General features: G+C 28.2%; 22 protein-coding genes. 5 read left to right on the top strand and 17 right to left on the bottom strand.

The features are described from left to right. The coding region (locus CLPU_RS09075) for an IS3 family transposase (RefSeq protein WP_131701614.1) at window positions 1–392 on the top strand (392 nt) is incomplete at its 5' end. A 359-nt stretch (window positions 393–751) separates the two neighbouring features. Here CLPU_RS09075 and CLPU_RS09070 read toward each other — a convergent pair. From CLPU_RS09070 to CLPU_RS09025, 10 genes are all read right to left on the bottom strand, one after another. Beyond that, the gene (locus CLPU_RS09070) at window positions 752–2,068 is read right to left on the bottom strand and encodes a uracil-xanthine permease family protein (RefSeq protein ID WP_050355335.1); all 1,317 of its coding nucleotides are present in this window, start codon (window positions 2,066–2,068) and stop codon (window positions 752–754) included. A gap of 85 nt (window positions 2,069–2,153) precedes the next feature. Next, complete coding sequence (locus CLPU_RS09065) at window positions 2,154–2,636, bottom strand: nucleoside deaminase (RefSeq protein WP_050355334.1); 483 nt, start codon at window positions 2,634–2,636, stop codon at window positions 2,154–2,156. Window positions 2,637–2,887: 251 nt separating this feature from the next. Then, entirely contained in the window at window positions 2,888–3,658 is a 771-nt protein-coding gene (locus tag CLPU_RS09060) for a GntR family transcriptional regulator (protein ID WP_050355333.1), read from the bottom strand. Between the two features lie 251 nt (window positions 3,659–3,909). Continuing rightward, on the bottom strand, window positions 3,910–4,341 hold the full coding sequence (locus tag CLPU_RS09055) for a DUF3021 domain-containing protein (RefSeq protein ID WP_050355332.1): 432 nt from the start codon (window positions 4,339–4,341) through the stop codon (window positions 3,910–3,912). 1 nt (window position 4,342) lies between these two features. Beyond that, a complete protein-coding gene (locus CLPU_RS09050; RefSeq protein ID WP_050355331.1) occupies window positions 4,343–4,792 on the bottom strand; it encodes a LytTR family DNA-binding domain-containing protein in 450 nt (149 codons plus the stop codon). Window positions 4,793–5,214: 422 nt separating this feature from the next. After that, complete coding sequence (locus tag CLPU_RS09045; RefSeq protein ID WP_050355330.1) at window positions 5,215–5,919, bottom strand: pseudouridine synthase; 705 nt, start codon at window positions 5,917–5,919, stop codon at window positions 5,215–5,217. A gap of 215 nt (window positions 5,920–6,134) precedes the next feature. After that, window positions 6,135–6,839 carry a transglutaminase-like domain-containing protein gene (locus CLPU_RS09040; protein ID WP_050355329.1) on the bottom strand — a complete coding sequence of 235 codons (705 nt, stop codon included), beginning with the start codon at window positions 6,837–6,839 and terminating at the stop codon, window positions 6,135–6,137. A gap of 41 nt (window positions 6,840–6,880) precedes the next feature. After that, window positions 6,881–7,681, bottom strand: a complete 801-nt coding sequence (locus CLPU_RS09035; RefSeq protein ID WP_050355328.1) for a helix-turn-helix domain-containing protein — start codon at window positions 7,679–7,681, stop codon at window positions 6,881–6,883. Between the two features lie 393 nt (window positions 7,682–8,074). Next, entirely contained in the window at window positions 8,075–8,638 is a 564-nt protein-coding gene (locus CLPU_RS09030; protein ID WP_050355327.1) for a chromate transporter, read from the bottom strand. Next, the gene (locus CLPU_RS09025; protein WP_050355326.1) at window positions 8,635–9,210 is read right to left on the bottom strand and encodes a chromate transporter; all 576 of its coding nucleotides are present in this window, start codon (window positions 9,208–9,210) and stop codon (window positions 8,635–8,637) included. The genes CLPU_RS09030 and CLPU_RS09025 overlap by 4 nt, the downstream gene beginning before the upstream one ends. Window positions 9,211–9,332: 122 nt before the next feature. Between CLPU_RS09025 and CLPU_RS09020 the strand changes: the two genes are divergently transcribed. Continuing rightward, window positions 9,333–10,208, top strand: coding sequence for a LysR family transcriptional regulator (locus tag CLPU_RS09020; RefSeq protein ID WP_050355325.1), 876 nt, complete (start codon window positions 9,333–9,335; stop codon window positions 10,206–10,208). 45 nt (window positions 10,209–10,253) lie between these two features. On the opposite strand, the gene hepT is transcribed toward CLPU_RS09020, so the two are convergent. Both hepT and mntA read right to left on the bottom strand, forming a co-directional pair. Beyond that, the gene (gene hepT / locus CLPU_RS09015) at window positions 10,254–10,652 is read right to left on the bottom strand and encodes a type VII toxin-antitoxin system HepT family RNase toxin (protein WP_050355324.1); all 399 of its coding nucleotides are present in this window, start codon (window positions 10,650–10,652) and stop codon (window positions 10,254–10,256) included. Continuing rightward, window positions 10,642–11,052, bottom strand: coding sequence for a type VII toxin-antitoxin system MntA family adenylyltransferase antitoxin (gene mntA, locus CLPU_RS09010; protein WP_050355323.1), 411 nt, complete (start codon window positions 11,050–11,052; stop codon window positions 10,642–10,644). The genes hepT and mntA overlap by 11 nt, the downstream gene beginning before the upstream one ends. 215 nt (window positions 11,053–11,267) lie before the next feature. Between mntA and CLPU_RS09005 the strand changes: the two genes are divergently transcribed. Next, window positions 11,268–11,693 (top strand): hypothetical protein, encoded by a 426-nt coding sequence (locus CLPU_RS09005; protein ID WP_050355322.1) that lies wholly within the window; start codon window positions 11,268–11,270, stop codon window positions 11,691–11,693. Window positions 11,694–12,149: 456 nt separating this feature from the next. Here CLPU_RS09005 and CLPU_RS09000 read toward each other — a convergent pair whose 3' ends face one another. Then, complete coding sequence (locus CLPU_RS09000) at window positions 12,150–12,473, bottom strand: winged helix-turn-helix transcriptional regulator (protein WP_050355321.1); 324 nt, start codon at window positions 12,471–12,473, stop codon at window positions 12,150–12,152. A gap of 295 nt (window positions 12,474–12,768) precedes the next feature. Here CLPU_RS09000 and CLPU_RS08995 point away from each other — a divergent pair, with 295 nt between their 5' ends. Both CLPU_RS08995 and CLPU_RS08990 read left to right on the top strand, forming a co-directional pair. Further along, window positions 12,769–13,413 carry an oxygen-binding di-iron domain-containing protein gene (locus CLPU_RS08995; protein ID WP_050355320.1) on the top strand — a complete coding sequence of 215 codons (645 nt, stop codon included), beginning with the start codon at window positions 12,769–12,771 and terminating at the stop codon, window positions 13,411–13,413. Window positions 13,414–13,462: 49 nt separating this feature from the next. After that, on the top strand, window positions 13,463–13,795 hold the full coding sequence (locus CLPU_RS08990; protein WP_050355319.1) for a dimethylsulfonioproprionate lyase family protein: 333 nt from the start codon (window positions 13,463–13,465) through the stop codon (window positions 13,793–13,795). A 289-nt stretch (window positions 13,796–14,084) separates the two neighbouring features. On the opposite strand, the gene abc-f is transcribed toward CLPU_RS08990, so the two are convergent. The 4 genes from abc-f to CLPU_RS08975 all read right to left on the bottom strand — a co-directional run bounded on the left by abc-f (window position 14,085) and on the right by CLPU_RS08975 (window position 17,660). Beyond that, on the bottom strand, window positions 14,085–15,722 hold the full coding sequence (gene abc-f, locus CLPU_RS08985) for a ribosomal protection-like ABC-F family protein (RefSeq protein ID WP_050355318.1): 1,638 nt from the start codon (window positions 15,720–15,722) through the stop codon (window positions 14,085–14,087). 431 nt (window positions 15,723–16,153) lie between these two features. Then, entirely contained in the window at window positions 16,154–16,267 is a 114-nt protein-coding gene (locus CLPU_RS16695) for a DUF2000 family protein (RefSeq protein ID WP_200898551.1), read from the bottom strand. A 14-nt stretch (window positions 16,268–16,281) separates the two neighbouring features. After that, on the bottom strand, window positions 16,282–17,058 hold the full coding sequence (locus CLPU_RS08980; RefSeq protein ID WP_050355317.1) for an AraC family transcriptional regulator: 777 nt from the start codon (window positions 17,056–17,058) through the stop codon (window positions 16,282–16,284). 5 nt (window positions 17,059–17,063) lie between these two features. After that, window positions 17,064–17,660 carry a LysE family translocator gene (locus tag CLPU_RS08975; RefSeq protein ID WP_050355316.1) on the bottom strand — a complete coding sequence of 199 codons (597 nt, stop codon included), beginning with the start codon at window positions 17,658–17,660 and terminating at the stop codon, window positions 17,064–17,066. Window position 17,661 lies beyond the last annotated feature (1 nt).

Raw genomic sequence — 17,661 nt, 5'->3', positions numbered from 1 at the left:
TTCTTGATATTTATTCTCGCAAAGTATGTGGATGGTCCATGAGCAGGAAGATGAAGGACACCCTCGTAATGGATGCATTTATGCAGGCTTATAGAAGAGAACGCCCGAAAGAGGGTCTTATAGTTCATACGGATCAAGGCTCTCAATTTACTAGTGGTAACTTTCAGACACTGTTACGTACACATGGAGCAGTGTCAAGTGTTAGCAGGAAAGGTAACCCTTATGATAACGCCTTAATGGAATCATTTTATAGGACAATAAAAAGAGAGCTTATTCAGGATGCTAATTTCGAAACACCTGAACAAGCTCAGCAAGAAATCTTTAAATATATTGAGTTATATTACAACACAAAGAGAATGCATTCCTCTATTGGGTATCTTTCCCCTACCTAATTTGAAGATTTAAATTCATAAAAATTGCTTAACTTTGTGTCTAGTTTTTGTTGACAGTTCCAAGTATCTTAATCAATTCTGTCTAACATTTTGGAGCCAGTTCACTTATAATCAATGCAAGGCTAGAAAATTAATTATTTAATAACCTATTAATGTATCTATTTCCCATTAATATAAATTTCTAATTTAATTTTAAGTTATACTGATATTCTTGTTTAACATTTTAATATACAAAATATTAACATTATATTTAATAAAAAATGAGATAGGTAATTACTAATACGTATTAGTAATTACCTATCTCACTTTATAAATGAAAACATCCTATAGTTTTTAAGTTTATTATTCTTTTAATTTTTTCATCCCTTATGATCTAGCACAAGTTTTAGAATAATAGCTGACGCACTTACTGTAAAAAGCCCATTACTAAAAAGCATATTCAATGTTTGGGGTAATGTCTTAAATATCTCAGGAGCAAAAGTAGCCCCAACACCAATAGCTAAACTTGTTCCAACTACCGTAAAGTTATTATCAGCAGAAAAGTCTAAATTTGAAAGTATTGATATACCAGCTGAAGTTATTACACCAAAAAGGGCCAATGTTGCTCCACCAAGTACAGGTTTAGGAATTATAGTAATGATTGTAGCAAACTTAGGAAATATTCCAAGTAAGATTAACATAATACCAGCTGTTCTTATTACTGATCTACTCTTTATTTTAGTAAGATCAAGGAGTCCAACATTTTCGTTAAACATTGTAGAAGGTACAGAGTTAAATATACCTGTTATAGCTTGAGATACAGTCTGAGCTCTGATTCCCTTTATTTTGGTATCGTTTTCCGTCTTGTTACCAGTAACTTCATCTAGAACAGAGAATACTCCTATACACTGTATCATATTTATTATACAGAATATAGTCATTATAATTATAGCTCCAAATTGGAACTTAGGGACTCCAAATTTAAAAGGAGTAATTACCTGAACCCACTTTGCTTCTAGAACTGGAGTAAAATCAACTATTCCCATAAATGCCCCAACTATGGTTCCTGAAGCCATTCCTATTAGTAACGAAAGAGACTTAACTATACCTTTTCCAAATCTACCTATCAAAATTATCACACATAGTACAAATAGTCCTAATAAGAGACTTTGTGTTGAACCGTAGCTCTTTGAAAATTCACCCCCGGCTAAATCTTTCATCGCTCCAGGAGCTAAACTTATTCCTATTAGAGTTACAAAAGATCCAACTACAGCAGTAGGAAACAGCTTTAGTATTTTATCCATAAAAAAGGACAGTATAAACATCAATATAGCCGAACCTATTATGGCCCCAAACATTACAGGAAGACCTTCTTTTTCTCCTATCAAAATCATAGGTCCTAATGGTGCAAAAGACGATCCTAGTACTATTGGAAGTTTGGATCCAATAGACTTACCTATACCAATAACTTGTATTAATACTGCAATTCCACTTGTGAAAAGGTTTGCAGAGACAAGAAAAGCTATAGTTTTAGAATCTAAGTTCAGTGCATTTCCCAAAATTAAAGGTACTGCTAAAGACGCTGGACACATAGTCAAGACATGCTGAAACCCCAAAATAATTTTTTGAAGAAAAGGTACATCTTGCTCATATAACGAATTTTCTTTCTTCACATTTGATATAGATGAACCACTCATAAAACCATCCCCTTTAGGTTGTTAATAGTATACTAAAAGTATTACGTAATAGGTATTACGTAATACTTTATTGACTTATTATATCTTATTCCCAATATCCTTCATGAACTTTTGCTGCTTCCACTTCTACTTCTTCTATAGGGCCTACGATCTCTATGTTTTTTTGGCCTTTTGAAAAAACCTGACGGCATGGTAAATCAAAAGTAGGATTTTGCTCATTACTACCTGTTAACTCTAAAAGCCTTTTTTCAGTCATTCCATACACAACTCTACCTATATTAGCCCAATATATTGCACCTGCACACATAGCACAAGGCTCTGCAGTAGTATAAAGAGTGCAATCCCATAAGAATTTTTTACTATATTTACTTGAGGCTCTCTGAGCTAGAGTTGTTTCTGCGTGTCCAGTGCAAATTTTTTCTGTAATTTCAATGTTTTCTTGCTCCATAATTATTTCCCCATCTTTGTCTACTAAGATAGCTCCAAATGGTGTATTACCATTTTCTCTAGCTTGTTTTGATATCTCAATAGCCCTTCTTAAGTAGTATGCATGACTTTGATAACCCATTTTATATTCCCCCTTTTTATTAAAGGTAATACGTATTACCTTTGTTTGTTTTTGATTATAACTTTTAAAATATTATTTGTCAATAAAATAATTGATATTTTTTTATAATTTTCATTAAACCTAAAATGAAATATAGGGTAATAACTATAAAATATCTTTTCAAAAAACAAATAAAGATAGCTTATTTGGATACAAAAGCTATCTTTATAAAAATAAAATATTTTATTTAAACTACATATAATTTTTCACTTTTAATAATAATTTATATTCCTTTGTCTTATCATATTAAACCTTATAAAATCTGTATCTATATATTCTTTTGCATATATTAAGGGCTTATCTTCATTATCGAAGTTTAAACCCTTCAAAAGAAGAAATGATTTAATAGTATTATTATCACAATTAAAGTTCTTTTTAAGCTCAGGATTTTGAAGATTGGTTTCTGTAAGAATTTCAACCTTATCCCAAGTTACACATCTGTTAGTTTTACTGTTTATAAATTCAAATATAGAATTTTCATATTTTATTAAATCATCATAATCTGCTTGATCTGGTATAATGCTTTTATCAAAGTAATCAATACAAAAAGCACACGGTTTTTTATCAGCATAGAACATTTTTTTAGCCACTACAATATCTTGTCCTTCTTCTATTCTCAATAAAGACGCCATATTTTTGCTGGCTTTTTTAGTTTCTAACCCTAGTAGCTTTACACTTGGAGAATATCCACTGTTTGTTATCATATCTTTGAACTGTAAGACTGGATTAAATGTAACTTTTATTTTTAGTGCTTCTGTATTTACAAAAGTACCTTTTCCTTGTCTTCTAAATATAATTCCTTCTGAAGCTAACTCATTTAGTGCACTTCTAACCGTAATCCTGCTAACACCTATAAGTTCTGAAAGTAGCTCTTCACTTGGAAGTTTGTTATTTTTTTTCAAGTCTAAAGTTTTTATATATTTAATTATATATAATTTTACTTCTTCACTTAAAGCCTTATTCCTAAGACGTTTCTTTCCCAATAAATTTACCTCCCTATAATCTTATAAACTTGATTTAATTATAGTAGATTTTTAATACTATATCTATATGCTTACATCATTTTACTATCTTTTAAGTATACTTTCTACCATATCACAAGTCCAACTGGTTTAAGATAATAACTAAATATAATAATATCTATATATCAAAAAAAACCCTGAAAAAAATCAGAGTTCTCTTATTTAAAATAGTGTTATCATATAAAAATATCGAAATTATTTATCTAGTATAGCTATCTTTTATTTTGATTATGTTTTTTTAATTCTTCATTTAATTCTCTAGCTTTCTTCTCCCAATACTTTTTAAACGAAAACCATATGACTATATATATTATTATATAATTTAGTATAAAAAATACCCTTCCAATTAAAGATTCTGGCATCCATCCCGCATATATTGATATAGGAAAGTAAGGAAGCATGGCTATTGAATGGGTAATAGTTTGACGTAACAAGCTCCATTCTTCAACTTCAAATATTATAGTTATTCCTCCACAATAAAGTCCAGTTAAACTTGCAATAATAAATTGTAAAATAACTATATCAGAAGAAATCTGAACCATATTACCTTTCATAGCTATAGCTACATATACAAGTTGATTAATGAAAACTCCCAGAGTTATTCCAAATAAACCTCTTAAAATGAACTTTTTTATATAATCCATATTATTTACCCCCTATACCTATATATTCCTTTACTTTTTGTACATATCTGCGAGATATAGTTTCTTGTTTTCCATTAATAAAATTAACTACTAGGCTTCCATTAAAAAACATCTCTATATCCTTAATTTTATTAATATTGGCTATGGCAAATTTGGATATTCTAACAAAGGATAGCAATTTCAATTCATCCTCTAACTCATAGAGTTTTTGTTTAACTTCATAGGTTCCATCTATAGTATCTGCAAATACCTTCTGCTCTTTACTATAAAATACTAATATATCTTCTGGATTTAATATATATATTTTTTGATTGTAATTACCTATGATGCTTTTATTTTTAGTACCTTTAATTTTTTCCATTAACTCTATAATTTCCGAAGTCATCTCTGGTGATTTGATTGTTATAGTTGTTTCTTGGTAATCTTCATTAATATCTATATCAATCTTCATTCTATATCCCCTTTCAAGCCATTAACTATAGTTTAAGTATATTGGAACTTTATATATTTTTCTATGATTTTTAAATAAGTGGTTATTTATCCACTTTAAGAGGCACTTTGATTATTCTAAGCGGTAAAGTTTAAACTTATTGTATTTTATAAAATCATATTAATAACACATAAATTTTTACATAATAAAAAACTCTGATAAAATCAGAGTTCCTTTATTTAAACATAGCTAGTATGATGTCTATCAAATTTACAAAAGTGAACTACCCCTCTTATAGAAGTTAAAGCTTCTTAGTCAATATATCCATTGAAAATAAAATACTCTTTAAATCCTACAATTCGTTATGTCATTTTAGAATTAGGCAACTTCTTATTTAAAGGTATTAAGACTAATTGATTGATAACTTATTTAAAGAATTAGTTTTAGTCTTTAGTTCTAATATTTTTCACTTCTTCCTTCGTTAAATTTCTCCACTTTCCTACTGGTAAACCTTTTAGTGTAATATTTTTAATTCTAATACGTTTTAGCTTTATAACCTTATAACCAAAATAAGCGCACATTCTTCGAATTTGTCTATTTAATCCTTGAGATAATATAATTTTAAAAGTTCGATCATCTATTTTAGATACCTTACAACTCTTTGTCATTGTATATTGATTTTTAACAGGATTATATATTTTTACCCCTTTTGACATACCTTCTATAAAAGAGGGAGTTATCTTTTTGTTCACAGTTACAATATATTCTTTTTGTTTATTGTTTTCTTCTCTCAAAATCTCATTAACAATACTTCCATCACTTGTTAAAAGAATTAAACCTTCAGAATCTTTATCAAGTCTTCCAATTGGAAAAATTCTTTCTGGATGATTTACAAAATCAATTATATTTCCCTTCACATGTCTTTCCGTTGTACAAGTAATACCTGCTGGTTTATTTAAAGCAATATAGACATCATTTTTCTTTTTCTTTAAATACTTGCCATTTACTTCTACTTTATCTTCTGGACCTACTATACATCCTAATACTGCAATTTTACCATTAACTTTTACCTTTTTCTGTTTAATTAATTCATCGGCTTTTCTTCTAGAGCAAAGTCCTGTTGAACTAATAAAATTATTTAGCCTCATACATACCTCCTTGTAGACGTCCATTTCTGCATATACTATTATTTTTCTAATTAAATGTCTTCTGAGTATTTTTAATAATATATAAATAGTTTATCAGAAACTTATACTATTTATTGCATGATTTAACACATTAACTCTAATTGAAGCTTTATTTTATAAATCAAAGATATTTATTTTTTACAAATATTCATTTCCTTAACAGGCTAACTATTATATTAATTATTCTTACTATATCTAATTAAGTCTAATTTCTTATTGATTCTTTTCCGTAAAATATTAAATAAAATTTTTTTTATTTTATTGCTTGTATTGTTATATTTAATAAAAAAATCATCAGGATTATTGAAAAAACCTAAATCGTCTGTAATAGAAAAACTTTGAATATATGTGCTTTGACCTTGCCAACAAAGATTTATTTTTTCTTTATTCTTTACAGAAATACCATACCCTATATAACCATTGTTGAAATTACAAAGTTTGTCTTTTACTTGATTAAGATATCTTTCATCAATAATTACACCTTCCAAAGCTATCCATTGTTTATCGAAATATACTTCAGTCCAAGCATGAACAATTTTCTTGGGAGCAAATAAATATATGATTCCTGTCAAAGCACCTTTCTGCATTTTTTTATCAATAAAAAAGCCATGTATTCTACACGGAATACCTAAAGCTCTTAATAAAGCCATAAGAAGAATACTCTTTGTATTACATTGTCCATATCCATCTCTTAAAACCTCAGAGGCAGTTATATCATCACCTTTATTATAACCAAACTTAATTTCATTTCGTACAAAATCATAAACCGCTTGAATCTTTTCTTTTTCCTCTAGCTTAGTCCATCCTCTATTACTAATTAAATTTTGAATAGATGGTTTGTTAAAATCTAATAATGTTGTTGCTTCCAAATATTTTTTCATATAATCACCCCTTTTAATTTATTATAGGATGATTTTAATAACTATACTTGCAAATATCTGCTATTCTTTATAATTGCTCTTGGAGTCATCCCTAGTTTATCTCTAACACTTTGAGTAAAATGAGAAGAGCTACTAAATCCAGCCTCGATGGAAGCCTCGGTAATACTTAATCCGTTAAATATTAAATAGAAGGCTTTTTTCACTTTTTCATGTAATATATAACTAGTTATGGATATGCCTATCTCTTCTTTGAACAAATGTGACAATCTACTCTCTGATAAAAAAATCTTGTTGCTTAATTCTTTAACGGACAACCTATCTAATGGATAAGTTTCTATGTAATCTAGAACTTCTTGTATACGATCATCAATTGTGCGATCTAGGTTATAATCTGATATATTTAAAATTTGTTTAAATCTTTTTAAAAGCTTATTATATTTTTCAGAACTAATTATCTCTGACATTATTGATTTAATATCAAGTTGGATAATATTACTTATCTCTTTTCCTAGTAACTTATAAGCTTGTTTTTCTTGTAATAAGTTTCTTTTTATTGTTTCTCCAAATACAGACTCCGGGTTAATTAATAAGTATAATTGCCATTCATTATCCCCATATAACTTATGGTTAGTATTTGAGTCTAGAATAATACCTTCTGTGTATATATAGTTCTTTTCTATAGTAATATGAAATCCCTTATAAAGTCCAATAGTAATCTGAATATAGTTATGTTTATGATAAGAAGTATCTACTTTATTTGTAAGAAAGGCAACATGATCTTTAAAATTAAATAAAATTAATTCATTATTAGATAAATTGACTAAATTAGTATTGTTAGCCATTAGAATTGATTTTCTCCTTTCAAATTTAATATTTTCATAGTTAACTTTTCTCATAATGTTATTATGCACTTTCTTTTGAAAGATTTAATAATATAAATTTTGCTTATAACCCTTGTAGTACAGCTATCTTTTTATTTCAAATAAATTACAGTAATATTATTACTTAACAATAAACTGTTAGATATATTAAATTAATTGTATGAAAACTGATGTTCATCCATAATTTATAATTTAAGTATATACTAAATATTTCATAATATTAACTTCTTAATAAAGAAAAAACTGAACAAATAACTATATCTCGTTCAGCTTTACATTATTATTTTTATAAATTCACTAAAGTTTCATATATATTTTTTATACTTCCTTTTTAATTTTATCTCTTTATAATTATTATAGATAAAAAATCATTCCTGCAATGCCTGTTAAAACCATAACAAATATTGGATTCATCTTAAATTTTCTCAATATAAATAGAGATACTATAAAAATAGCAATAGCAGTTATATTTAAATTAGCACCGCTTACATTAATTGAAGATGATCCAAAAAAAGCAATCAAAAGGATAGTTGATGCTGATGATGCTATTAACCCAACTGAAGAAGAACGTAATCCCTTTAATATATTAAAAATACTATCTGTATCCTTATACTTATTAAAAAATTTGTACAAAAGAATAGAAAGAATGAATCCAGATAAAATACATCCTAGTGTAGCTAACATCGCTCCTAATATTCCTGCTATACGTATTCCAACAAAAGTCGAAGTATTAACTGCCAAGGGACCAGGGGTCATTTGAGATATTGTAATAATATCCGTAAATTCTTGCAAAGTAAGCCAATGATGAAAATCAACTACCTGTTCTTGTATCAACGGTATGGTAGCATAGCCTCCACCAATACTAAATAGTCCTATTTTCAAAAAGCTTATAAATAAAACAATAATAGTTTTAATCATATTTTGCTCCTCCTTCTTCTGCTTTTAAAATAACTTTGTGCAAAACATATGAATGAGCAAAAAATAATAATTAGTACAACATTAATGTTTAAAAAGAAGTTAGCAAAGAATGAAGCAGGAACCATTAATGTTAATAGCCAATTTTTATCTTTTAAGATTTCCCTATTCATATCAATCACTAAATCTACAATAGTAGCAGCGACACCTGCTTCCATCCCTTTTAGTATTGAAGAAATAATCCTATTATCTCGAAATGCACTATAAGAAGAAGATATAACAGTTAAAATAAGCAATGGTGGAAGGACTGCCCCAACACAACTAATGATTGCACCTGTAAGCCCAGCAATACGATATCCTACCAGTACAGAGATATTAACAGCAATGGCACCAGGTGTTGACTGTGAAATTGCTGCCATGTCCAAAAGCTCTTCCTCATTAATCAACTTCAAATTATTTACAAAGTATTTTCGCATCATAGGAATAACAACGTATCCTCCACCAAAAGTAAAAGCACTTATATAAAAATTAATTTTAAATAATGAAAGATAAAGTTTTAAATTTTTAGATTTCATAATAATAAGTTCTCCTTATTAACAAATTGTCGACATCTTTATTATATATTCTAGAACTATCATAAGTAAAATAATATAATATTATAATACACATAACTAATTAGTAATGAAAGGAGTATTATATGAATTTAAGACACCTGCGTATTTTTAAAGCTGTATGTGAGGAAAAAAGTATCACTAAGGCATCTGAAAAGCTATTTATGACACAACCAGCAGTTTCTAATGCAATTAGTGAACTAGAAAGTTATTTGGATGTCTGCTTATTTGATAGAATTTCAAGGAAACTCTATTTAAATGAAACTGGCAAACTATTTCTCACAAAAACAATAAAGCTATTAGATTTATATGATGATTTAGAAAAGAATTCTAAAGAATTAGAAGTCAATGCAACTATTAAGATTGGGTCGAGTATAACAATTGCTAATTTTATATTACCAAAGGTAATCAAAAAATTTGAGACAGTTTATAATAACACTCCAACAAAAATTATAATTGACAATGCTAAAGAAATTGAAAGTAAACTGATTAGCAATGAAATTGATTTGGCTTTACTTGAAGGAGTCATTCATAACGAACAACTAATTAAAATTCCATTTTCATCGTATGAATTAGTGATAATCTGTTCTCCAGAACATGACTTTTCCAAGCAACAGTCATTAACTATAAATGAGCTAATAAAAGAACAACTATTATTAAGAGAAAAAGGTAGCGCAATTCGTGATACTTTTGATAGTGCGTTATTACTACACAATTTATCGGTAAATCCAGAATGGACAAGTGTCAGTTCACAAGCTTTAATTCAGGCAGTAAAACAAAATTTAGGAATAAGTGTATTACCTAAAATATTGGTAAAAGATGAATTAAATAAGGGAGAAGTTTTTGAGATATGTGTCAGTGACTTTAAGTTAAACAGTGTAAATCATATTGTGTTTCATAAAGATAAATTTCAAACCAAAACTTTTAAAGCATTAATTGAAATAATAAAGAAAGAAGTATAAACAATAAAGAAAAAACCTGAACAAATAACTATATCTCGTTCAGGTTTATCTTATTACTTCTATGAATTCATTAAAATCTTTTAAATGATTTTCTATTACCTTTTGTAGTATCTCTATATTTATTTTTTGATAATTGTGTACTGCGATGCTTCTAAAGCCTATTATAGCATTAATTTTCATAAGTAATTCTTTATCTATCAATCTGTTCTCATGAAGTAATTCAAAAGCATCTCTACTATTTTGAGGTAGTCCAAGCTTTTTTTCTGACACTAAATGCATCGCTATATCAATAGTAGCCTCTACAGCTCTTTGTATATTAAGTATTATGGAGTCCTGCTTTGTATAATCCTTCAAGTTTTCAGGATTATTTGAGTATACCTCTTTAACCCTACTTATACATCTTTCAATTATACTAATTTTATTTAACAATATATCATTTCTCATATATCTTCTCATCCTCTTTAATTACATCTAGTATTACTTGTCTTTCCTCATTAAGCTTTGCATAGTCTTTAAGTATTCTAATCTCGTAGTTGGCCCTGAGGTTCTCATCTTCACAATATAATACATCCCTGATAATCACTATTTGAGCAGCAAACACCGTAGATATATCTTTAAGATTTATTATCTCTACATCTTTTTTCAATTTCATCGAAAGTCTGCCTGCTGCCATAAATAATTCGTATGTGGTTATCATGTTATCAGTATATATACCTAAATCAATGTCACTATCTCCTCTAGCTATTCCCTTAGCATAAGATCCAAAAAGATAAATAAATTTTGGATTAAATTCTTTTACCATAGAGTTAACTATAGTATTCTTATTCTCTTCTGACAAATACATAAAACCACCTCAAATTTATTATCTGAACATTTATAATTCTTTATTGTACGTTATACCATTGAAAGCACTTTAATAATATATGTCTATATTTTTCAATATACATATATATAATCTATAAAATTTATTTCAAACATTATGTTATAATTGATTTATAGTAAATTATGGATATTATGATAAATAATTTAAAATTAAATTATTATGAAAGGTGATGAGTTATGAAAAAGAATATTTGGATAAAGAATTTTATTTATTTTGTATTAATTTTAGTATTATTTATTTTAGGCTCAACATTATTTTACAACCATAATTTACAAGCACAAAAAAACCTTATTAATAATCCATTTTATATGGTATTAATTGCATTTATGTTTTTTGGTGGAATAGGAGCAGTATTGGGATTAGACGCATTAAACTTGAGAATGAAAAGTAAAGGTGTATTAAAAGTTAATATATCAAAATTAATATTATTAGGAATTCCATCCTTTCTAATTTCTCTTATATATGTATTGTGTACGATAGGGTTGATTAGAGTAAGTGCTAATATGCTTTTGTACTTTGGATACAATAGCTACATTCTAATTGTTTCTAGCATAATATTAGGACATACTATAGTATCAAGCTTTTACAAAGATGACATTTAAAAATTATATATCGAGGGGGAATATACACAGATAATATCAAGAGATTGAGGGGGTTCCCATGCTTCCATGATTTTCACTTCTACCATATGTAACTTCGCTTCTCTTAAAAGCTCGAGGTTCTCTGATGCCACAAATCTATCTTTTCCTGCTTTACTTGTAACAAAACCCTCTTTTTTAAGTTCGTCATATACTCTTCTAGTTGTAAGAACACTTACACATAAGTCATTTGCTAATGTTCGAATTGATGGAAGTAGTTCCTTTTTTTCTCTATTTCATATCATATCCTTTCTATATATTCCTTATATCTATAAAAAAGCCATCTTTATTAGTTTTCTTTAACTATAAAAGATAGCTTTAACTCATATTATTATTCTCTTTAGTAATACATAGTACTTCATATGTGGCATTATATGCAACATATCTAAAGAGCACCAATCTCACTAATTTCTAGTATACTTACTGATGATGTTTATCCATATGTTCCATACCCCATTTATTCATTGCTTCCAATATCGGCTTTAATGATTCCCCAAGTTCTGTGAGTGAATATTCAACCTTTGGTGGAACTTCAGCATAAACTTTTCTATTAATAAGTCCATCAGCTTCTAACTGACGAAGTTGTTGTGTCAACATCTTCTGAGTTATACCTTTAATTCCTCTACTGAATTGGCTAAATCTTTGTGTTCCATTATTGTGTAAATTTCTTAATATAAGAACCTTCCATTTATGTCCGATTAGATTAACTGTATGTTCAATAGGACATGATTTATCGCATGACATTTTACTCTCTCCCATCTATCTAATACTTACTAAATAGTAAGTATAGTACAAAATAGTGCCTTCTTGTATAAAGTTTGTAATGGTTATATAGTAAGTATAAACCAACTTGATTAACAAGTAAAGGAAGGTTCACGTAAATCAAGTTGAGTAATTTAATCATGAAAGAAAATGATATATAGATAAAAAATATACCGGTATGTTGTCTATATGTACCATTAACTATTACTGCAATAAACGTGAACCTGTTATGAGAAGTATTTAAAGAATAATATTAATAGTTCAGGGAGGTGTATATATGGAACAAATTAAGATCTTAGATGATTTCTATAAATTTACTACAGAAAATAAAGCAATTCCCTTAACATTTAATCAATACTTGATACTGGGAGATGAGCCACTACTTGTTCATACTGGAAGTGTACAACAAACAAAAGAACTAGTTCCGAAGATAAAAGTCTTATTAGACGGCCAAGATTTAAAATATGTGTTTGTTTCTCATTTTGAATATGATGAATGTGGTGGATTAGAATATTTGTTGAGTCATTTTCCCAATGTTAAGACAATCTGTTCAGCTATTACTTTAAGGCAATTGGTAGGCTTTGGATTCACAAATGAAGTTATCGTTAAAAAGCCAAACGAAATTTTAGAAACTAAGAATTTTAAGTTGAAGTTTATTGCCTATCCATCAGAAGCTCATTTATGGGAAGGACTATTAGCTATTGATTTAGATCGAAAAATTTTCTTTAGCAGCGATATCTTTATAAAAATGAACAATATATTTGAAAAAGAAGCTCGTTCAAATTGGAAGTATGAGGTAGATAATCTAAACAATAAAGATATACCTTCTATCGATGAACTTAAAACTTTACAAAATAACTTGAGAGATATTGATGTTAAATATATTGCAACAGGACATGGTCCTTTTCTGAAACTAGACTAAAATAGCCTGTTCACAAAATATAAATTATAGATTTAGGGGGCAAAATATAATGGAAAAAATTAATATTGAAAGTATAATGGAATTTGCATCTGAGAAGAGTGCACGTAAAGCTATCTTTAAAGAAAATCAACTTGAAGCAGGTCTTCTTCTTTATGCACCTGGACAAACTACACCTGATCATAAACATTCGGATATTGACGAAGTCTTTTATGTAGTTTCAGGTGAGGGAACAATTACAATAGAAAATGAAAGAATATCACTAAAAGAAAGAGATATTATATTTTCTCCAAAAGGTGAAACTCATGGATTTTATAATACGAGTTCTTCTAATTGGACCGTATTACAAATCAAGATTACTTCGAACAAAGAAATCTCTAATTAAAGTAAATTAATGATCAATAGAATAATTTAGAAAAATATATAAATTGTTTATAACAAAATAAAAATGGTTCTTTCCAATGGTAGTTGAAAGCTAAGATATAGTTACTTAGTTAATAAGATTTTTATTTAAAATATCCAGTAACTATAACTAGCTTCAGCTAATCATGGAAAGAATCCATTTTTTAATTGAAAATTACTATTTATAAACATATTCTTTGTGCTTGTTTATAGTTTGATTATAAAAACCATTGATATAGATATGTCTTAAATATTTCAAGAACTCTAATCTACTATTTAAGTCTCTTTAGTTCATCTAATATTCTATTATATTCCTTATTTAATGCTTCCATATCATCCTTTTTAGATGGCATCGATAATCTTCCTATAACTTCTGAAAGACGATTTTTTAATATAATCACTTGTTTTTCAACTTCTTCTTTATGCTGATTCATTGGTTTATTGTTTCTAGCTAAATATTCCGTATAGTTTCCTGTAAACATTTTTATCCTTTGGTCTGTAATTATCATAATTTGATTTGCAACAGCATCTACAAATCGTCTATCATGAGAAACAAATAATAATGTTCTGTCATATTCTTTGAGAGTTTCCTCTATTACTTCAAGAGAATTAATATCTACATAATTAGTAGGTTCATCTAATATTAGTAAATTAATGTCCTGCAATAATATCTTAGCAAATGAAACCTTCACTCGCTCTCCGCCACTTAGTATATCAACCTTTTTATAAATTTCCTCTCCTTTAAACAGTAGCCTTGCAAGCAATAACCTTGCAAAATTCTCGGAATATATGCTACTTTCCATTACGTTTTCCATAATACTTAAGTTCTTGTCCAGCATGTTCATATCCTGATTAAAATATCCTATTTTTGCTCCCTGAGCAATTCTTATGGCATCATCATTGTCCATAATCATTTTAATTAGGGTGCTTTTGCCACATCCATTAGGTCCAATTAATGCTACTTTAGAGCCATTGTAAATATCAAACTCTGCATTTTTAAATATAATCTTATCATTAAAAGCTTTATTTATATTCTTTCCTTCTATAATGATTTTGCTATGAAGCCTATTAGAATCCATGATATCTAGCCTAATTTCTAATTCTTCTTTAGGTTTTTCTTTAACTTCAAGGTGTTCAATTCGTCTTTCAACACTTTTAGCTGTCCTTTCAAGATTAAACTTTGATTTTTGATCTCCCATCTTATGAAGTCTAGCCTCAGAATTTCCCATCCTTTTAGGAGTTTTTCTTATATTTTTCGCCTTTTGTTTTGTTCCATAGGCAACTTCCTCAAGCCGCTTTTTCTCTTTTACATATTCTTCATACTCAAATTGAGCTCTTTCTTTTTCTTGGGTCTTCTGATCTCTATAGTCACTATAATTACCTTTATATATTTTAATCTTTCCATTTTCTATTTCTAAAATCTGATTACATAACTTATCTAAAAAACTTCGATCATGTGAGATTATAATCAGAGCACCTTTATATTCTCTAAATTTCTCTTCCATAAGCTCAATGCCTTCTATATCCATATTACTAGTGGGCTCATCTGCAAATACCATCAAATTTTCATTATCCAAAGCCTTTGCCAATTTAAATCTTGTCTTTTCTCCCCCACTCATGTATTCATTCCAGGTAGCTTCAACACCAAATTTCGAAGCCATTTCACCGCTTATATTTTTACTATCTGGTGACTCTAGCTGTGATATATATCCAGCTCCTCCATATAACTTTATCCAGCCTTCATCGGGCTTTAACCTTTGACTCAATATATTAATTAGAGTGGTTTTTCCCACTCCATTTCTACCTACTATACCTATTCGATCTTCTGAATAGATTTTCAAGTGATCTACATCTAATATCAACCTATCACCAAAATACTTTTTAATTTTACTACACTCAATTAATAACATAAAAAAATCCTCCCTGTACTTGGAGAGGATAGCATTCTACGAATACAATAACCTTAATGAATAAATAATAAAACTTTGAACAATATATAATAAAACTGGATTAAACCGAATCAAAGTTAAAGTGCTTCATTAAGATAAAATATATCATATAAACAAGCTATCCACAGCTATAGAAAATACTATCCACTCACAATTTTAAATAAAATGCATAACAATAAAACCCCTACTTAAGGTTCAACTAAGGCTTTATATCTGTTCTCATCTTACATCAATCGTTAAAGTGAAATTATATCTTCATGTCTGCAAATACCTTGCCCTTTCTTAAAATAATTTTTCTAATATTCATCTTAATTATATAAATTAACCTCTTTACTGTCAACATCACTGAATAATAATGACAAAATTAATGTCAATCATATATTATACTTACCTTAATCATAGAGTTTAATTTCTTTTGTCAATTTATTGATATGATTTTTCTTACCTATCATGTCAATACCTACAAGGTTTAAGTTATCAGTTTCATACTCCGCAACTTTTTTCACTTTAAAACTCTTTCTTATTTCAAATGTGACATATATTCAAACGCTGTCGTCCCGTATATTTTTTTAAAGTGTCTATTTAAATGAGCTAAATCAACAAAACCATATTCTGATACTGCAGAGTAGATATCTTTATGCTTTTCTATTAACTGTTTTGCGAGTTCTACCTTGCAATTTAAAAAATATTGATATGGTGTAATTCCAGTATTAGCTTTAAATAATCTTATAAATTTAAATTTTGATATATCAAGTTCTTTACAAATGTCATCAAGCCTTAGTATATTTTCTAAGCTGTAATAGATCATTTCCTTTGCTTTTTTAATTAGAGTATTATCTTTTTTATAAACTGTACTAATATCAGTTCGAGCGAAACTATTTATAAGAGATAAAAGCAATTCACTGCATAAAGCTTCGTCTTTACCAATTAATATTGCATTAGATAACGCTAATATGCTTTCTTCAAGTCTATAATTATAAACGATAGGAGAAGAAAAATAAACTATATCTTTTTCTTCTAGTATCTCCAAAAACAACTCAGGCTCAATATAAAGCATTACATAATCAATACCTGTTTTCTTCTGTGACCTACCATCATGTGACTGCTCTGGATTAAAAAGCATAATTCCATTTTGATATGATGACTGTAAACTGCCATCCAAGTTATACTGCTGAATGCCACGTAGAGTTACACCCAAAGCATATTCCTTATGACAATGCCTTTTGTATACGAAGTCTGTGAGGGTTGCTGATAATACAGTAATGCCTGCTGATTTTTTATATATAAATCTTTCCATATAAATCACCTCTTAATAAGGTCAACCACTCCTGATACCATTATTGCAGAATAAACTAAAAATAATGCCATAATTACATTAACAAACTTTTGATATTTCTTCAAAACTTCCTTGAAGATTGTACCAAATAATACCCAAGTTATAAATGATAAAAATCCAATAATTATTATAATTACAACAAATATTGCTAATGCAGATGTTTCTGTATAATAAGGCATAATAAACGTTGGAATTACTGTCATTGTAAACAACATAATTTTTGGATTTACAAACTGCATAAGAAAACCAGACATAAAGGTAGTAGTTTGTTTTACGGTTGACTTTGATACATCCATTTTATATATTTGATAAGCAAGATAGAGCATGTATAGGCTTCCGATTATCTGCATAACAATCAAAATTTTTGGTATTATCATCATAAGTGCGGTATTTAATATAGCAGAAATGACAAGCAATATGCCAAAAGCTATAGTCGCTCCATATGTATATTCCATTGCTTTTTTTATTCCAAAATTATGAACTATAAACAATATAGCAATATTTGCAGGTCCAGGTGTAAATGTAACAATAATACAGTATACTAAAAAAGATGTAATATTCATA

Origin of the sequence: Gottschalkia purinilytica, assembly GCF_001190785.1 — a bacterium.
GTDB classification, from domain to species: Bacteria; Bacillota; Clostridia; order Tissierellales; family Gottschalkiaceae; genus Gottschalkia_A; species Gottschalkia_A purinilytica.
The sequence above is the reverse complement of the archived record's forward strand: the minus strand, read 5'-3'. Positions and strand labels throughout refer to the sequence as shown.

What these genes read in the sequence shown, in the direction of transcription:
- CLPU_RS09070 (WP_050355335.1), bottom strand. Translation starts at nt 2,068, where the DNA reads ATGAGTGGTTCATCTATATCAAATGTGAAGAAAGAAAATTCGTTATAT.
- CLPU_RS09065 (WP_050355334.1), bottom strand. Translation starts at nt 2,636, where the DNA reads ATGGGTTATCAAAGTCATGCATACTACTTAAGAAGGGCTATTGAGATA.
- CLPU_RS09055 (WP_050355332.1), bottom strand. Translation starts at nt 4,341, where the DNA reads ATGGATTATATAAAAAAGTTCATTTTAAGAGGTTTATTTGGAATAACT.
- CLPU_RS09050 (WP_050355331.1), bottom strand. Translation starts at nt 4,792, where the DNA reads ATGAAGATTGATATAGATATTAATGAAGATTACCAAGAAACAACTATA.
- CLPU_RS09045 (WP_050355330.1), bottom strand. Translation starts at nt 5,919, where the DNA reads ATGAGGCTAAATAATTTTATTAGTTCAACAGGACTTTGCTCTAGAAGA.
- CLPU_RS09040 (WP_050355329.1), bottom strand. Translation starts at nt 6,839, where the DNA reads ATGAAAAAATATTTGGAAGCAACAACATTATTAGATTTTAACAAACCA.
- CLPU_RS09035 (WP_050355328.1), bottom strand. Translation starts at nt 7,681, where the DNA reads ATGGCTAACAATACTAATTTAGTCAATTTATCTAATAATGAATTAATT.
- CLPU_RS09030 (WP_050355327.1), bottom strand. Translation starts at nt 8,638, where the DNA reads ATGATTAAAACTATTATTGTTTTATTTATAAGCTTTTTGAAAATAGGA.
- CLPU_RS09025 (WP_050355326.1), bottom strand. Translation starts at nt 9,210, where the DNA reads ATGAAATCTAAAAATTTAAAACTTTATCTTTCATTATTTAAAATTAAT.
- CLPU_RS09020 (WP_050355325.1), top strand. Translation starts at nt 9,333, where the DNA reads ATGAATTTAAGACACCTGCGTATTTTTAAAGCTGTATGTGAGGAAAAA.
- hepT (WP_050355324.1), bottom strand. Translation starts at nt 10,652, where the DNA reads ATGAGAAATGATATATTGTTAAATAAAATTAGTATAATTGAAAGATGT.
- mntA (WP_050355323.1), bottom strand. Translation starts at nt 11,052, where the DNA reads ATGTATTTGTCAGAAGAGAATAAGAATACTATAGTTAACTCTATGGTA.
- CLPU_RS09005 (WP_050355322.1), top strand. Translation starts at nt 11,268, where the DNA reads ATGAAAAAGAATATTTGGATAAAGAATTTTATTTATTTTGTATTAATT.
- CLPU_RS09000 (WP_050355321.1), bottom strand. Translation starts at nt 12,473, where the DNA reads ATGTCATGCGATAAATCATGTCCTATTGAACATACAGTTAATCTAATC.
- CLPU_RS08995 (WP_050355320.1), top strand. Translation starts at nt 12,769, where the DNA reads ATGGAACAAATTAAGATCTTAGATGATTTCTATAAATTTACTACAGAA.
- CLPU_RS08990 (WP_050355319.1), top strand. Translation starts at nt 13,463, where the DNA reads ATGGAAAAAATTAATATTGAAAGTATAATGGAATTTGCATCTGAGAAG.
- abc-f (WP_050355318.1), bottom strand. Translation starts at nt 15,722, where the DNA reads ATGTTATTAATTGAGTGTAGTAAAATTAAAAAGTATTTTGGTGATAGG.
- CLPU_RS08980 (WP_050355317.1), bottom strand. Translation starts at nt 17,058, where the DNA reads ATGGAAAGATTTATATATAAAAAATCAGCAGGCATTACTGTATTATCA.
- CLPU_RS08975 (WP_050355316.1), bottom strand. Translation starts at nt 17,660, where the DNA reads ATGAATATTACATCTTTTTTAGTATACTGTATTATTGTTACATTTACA.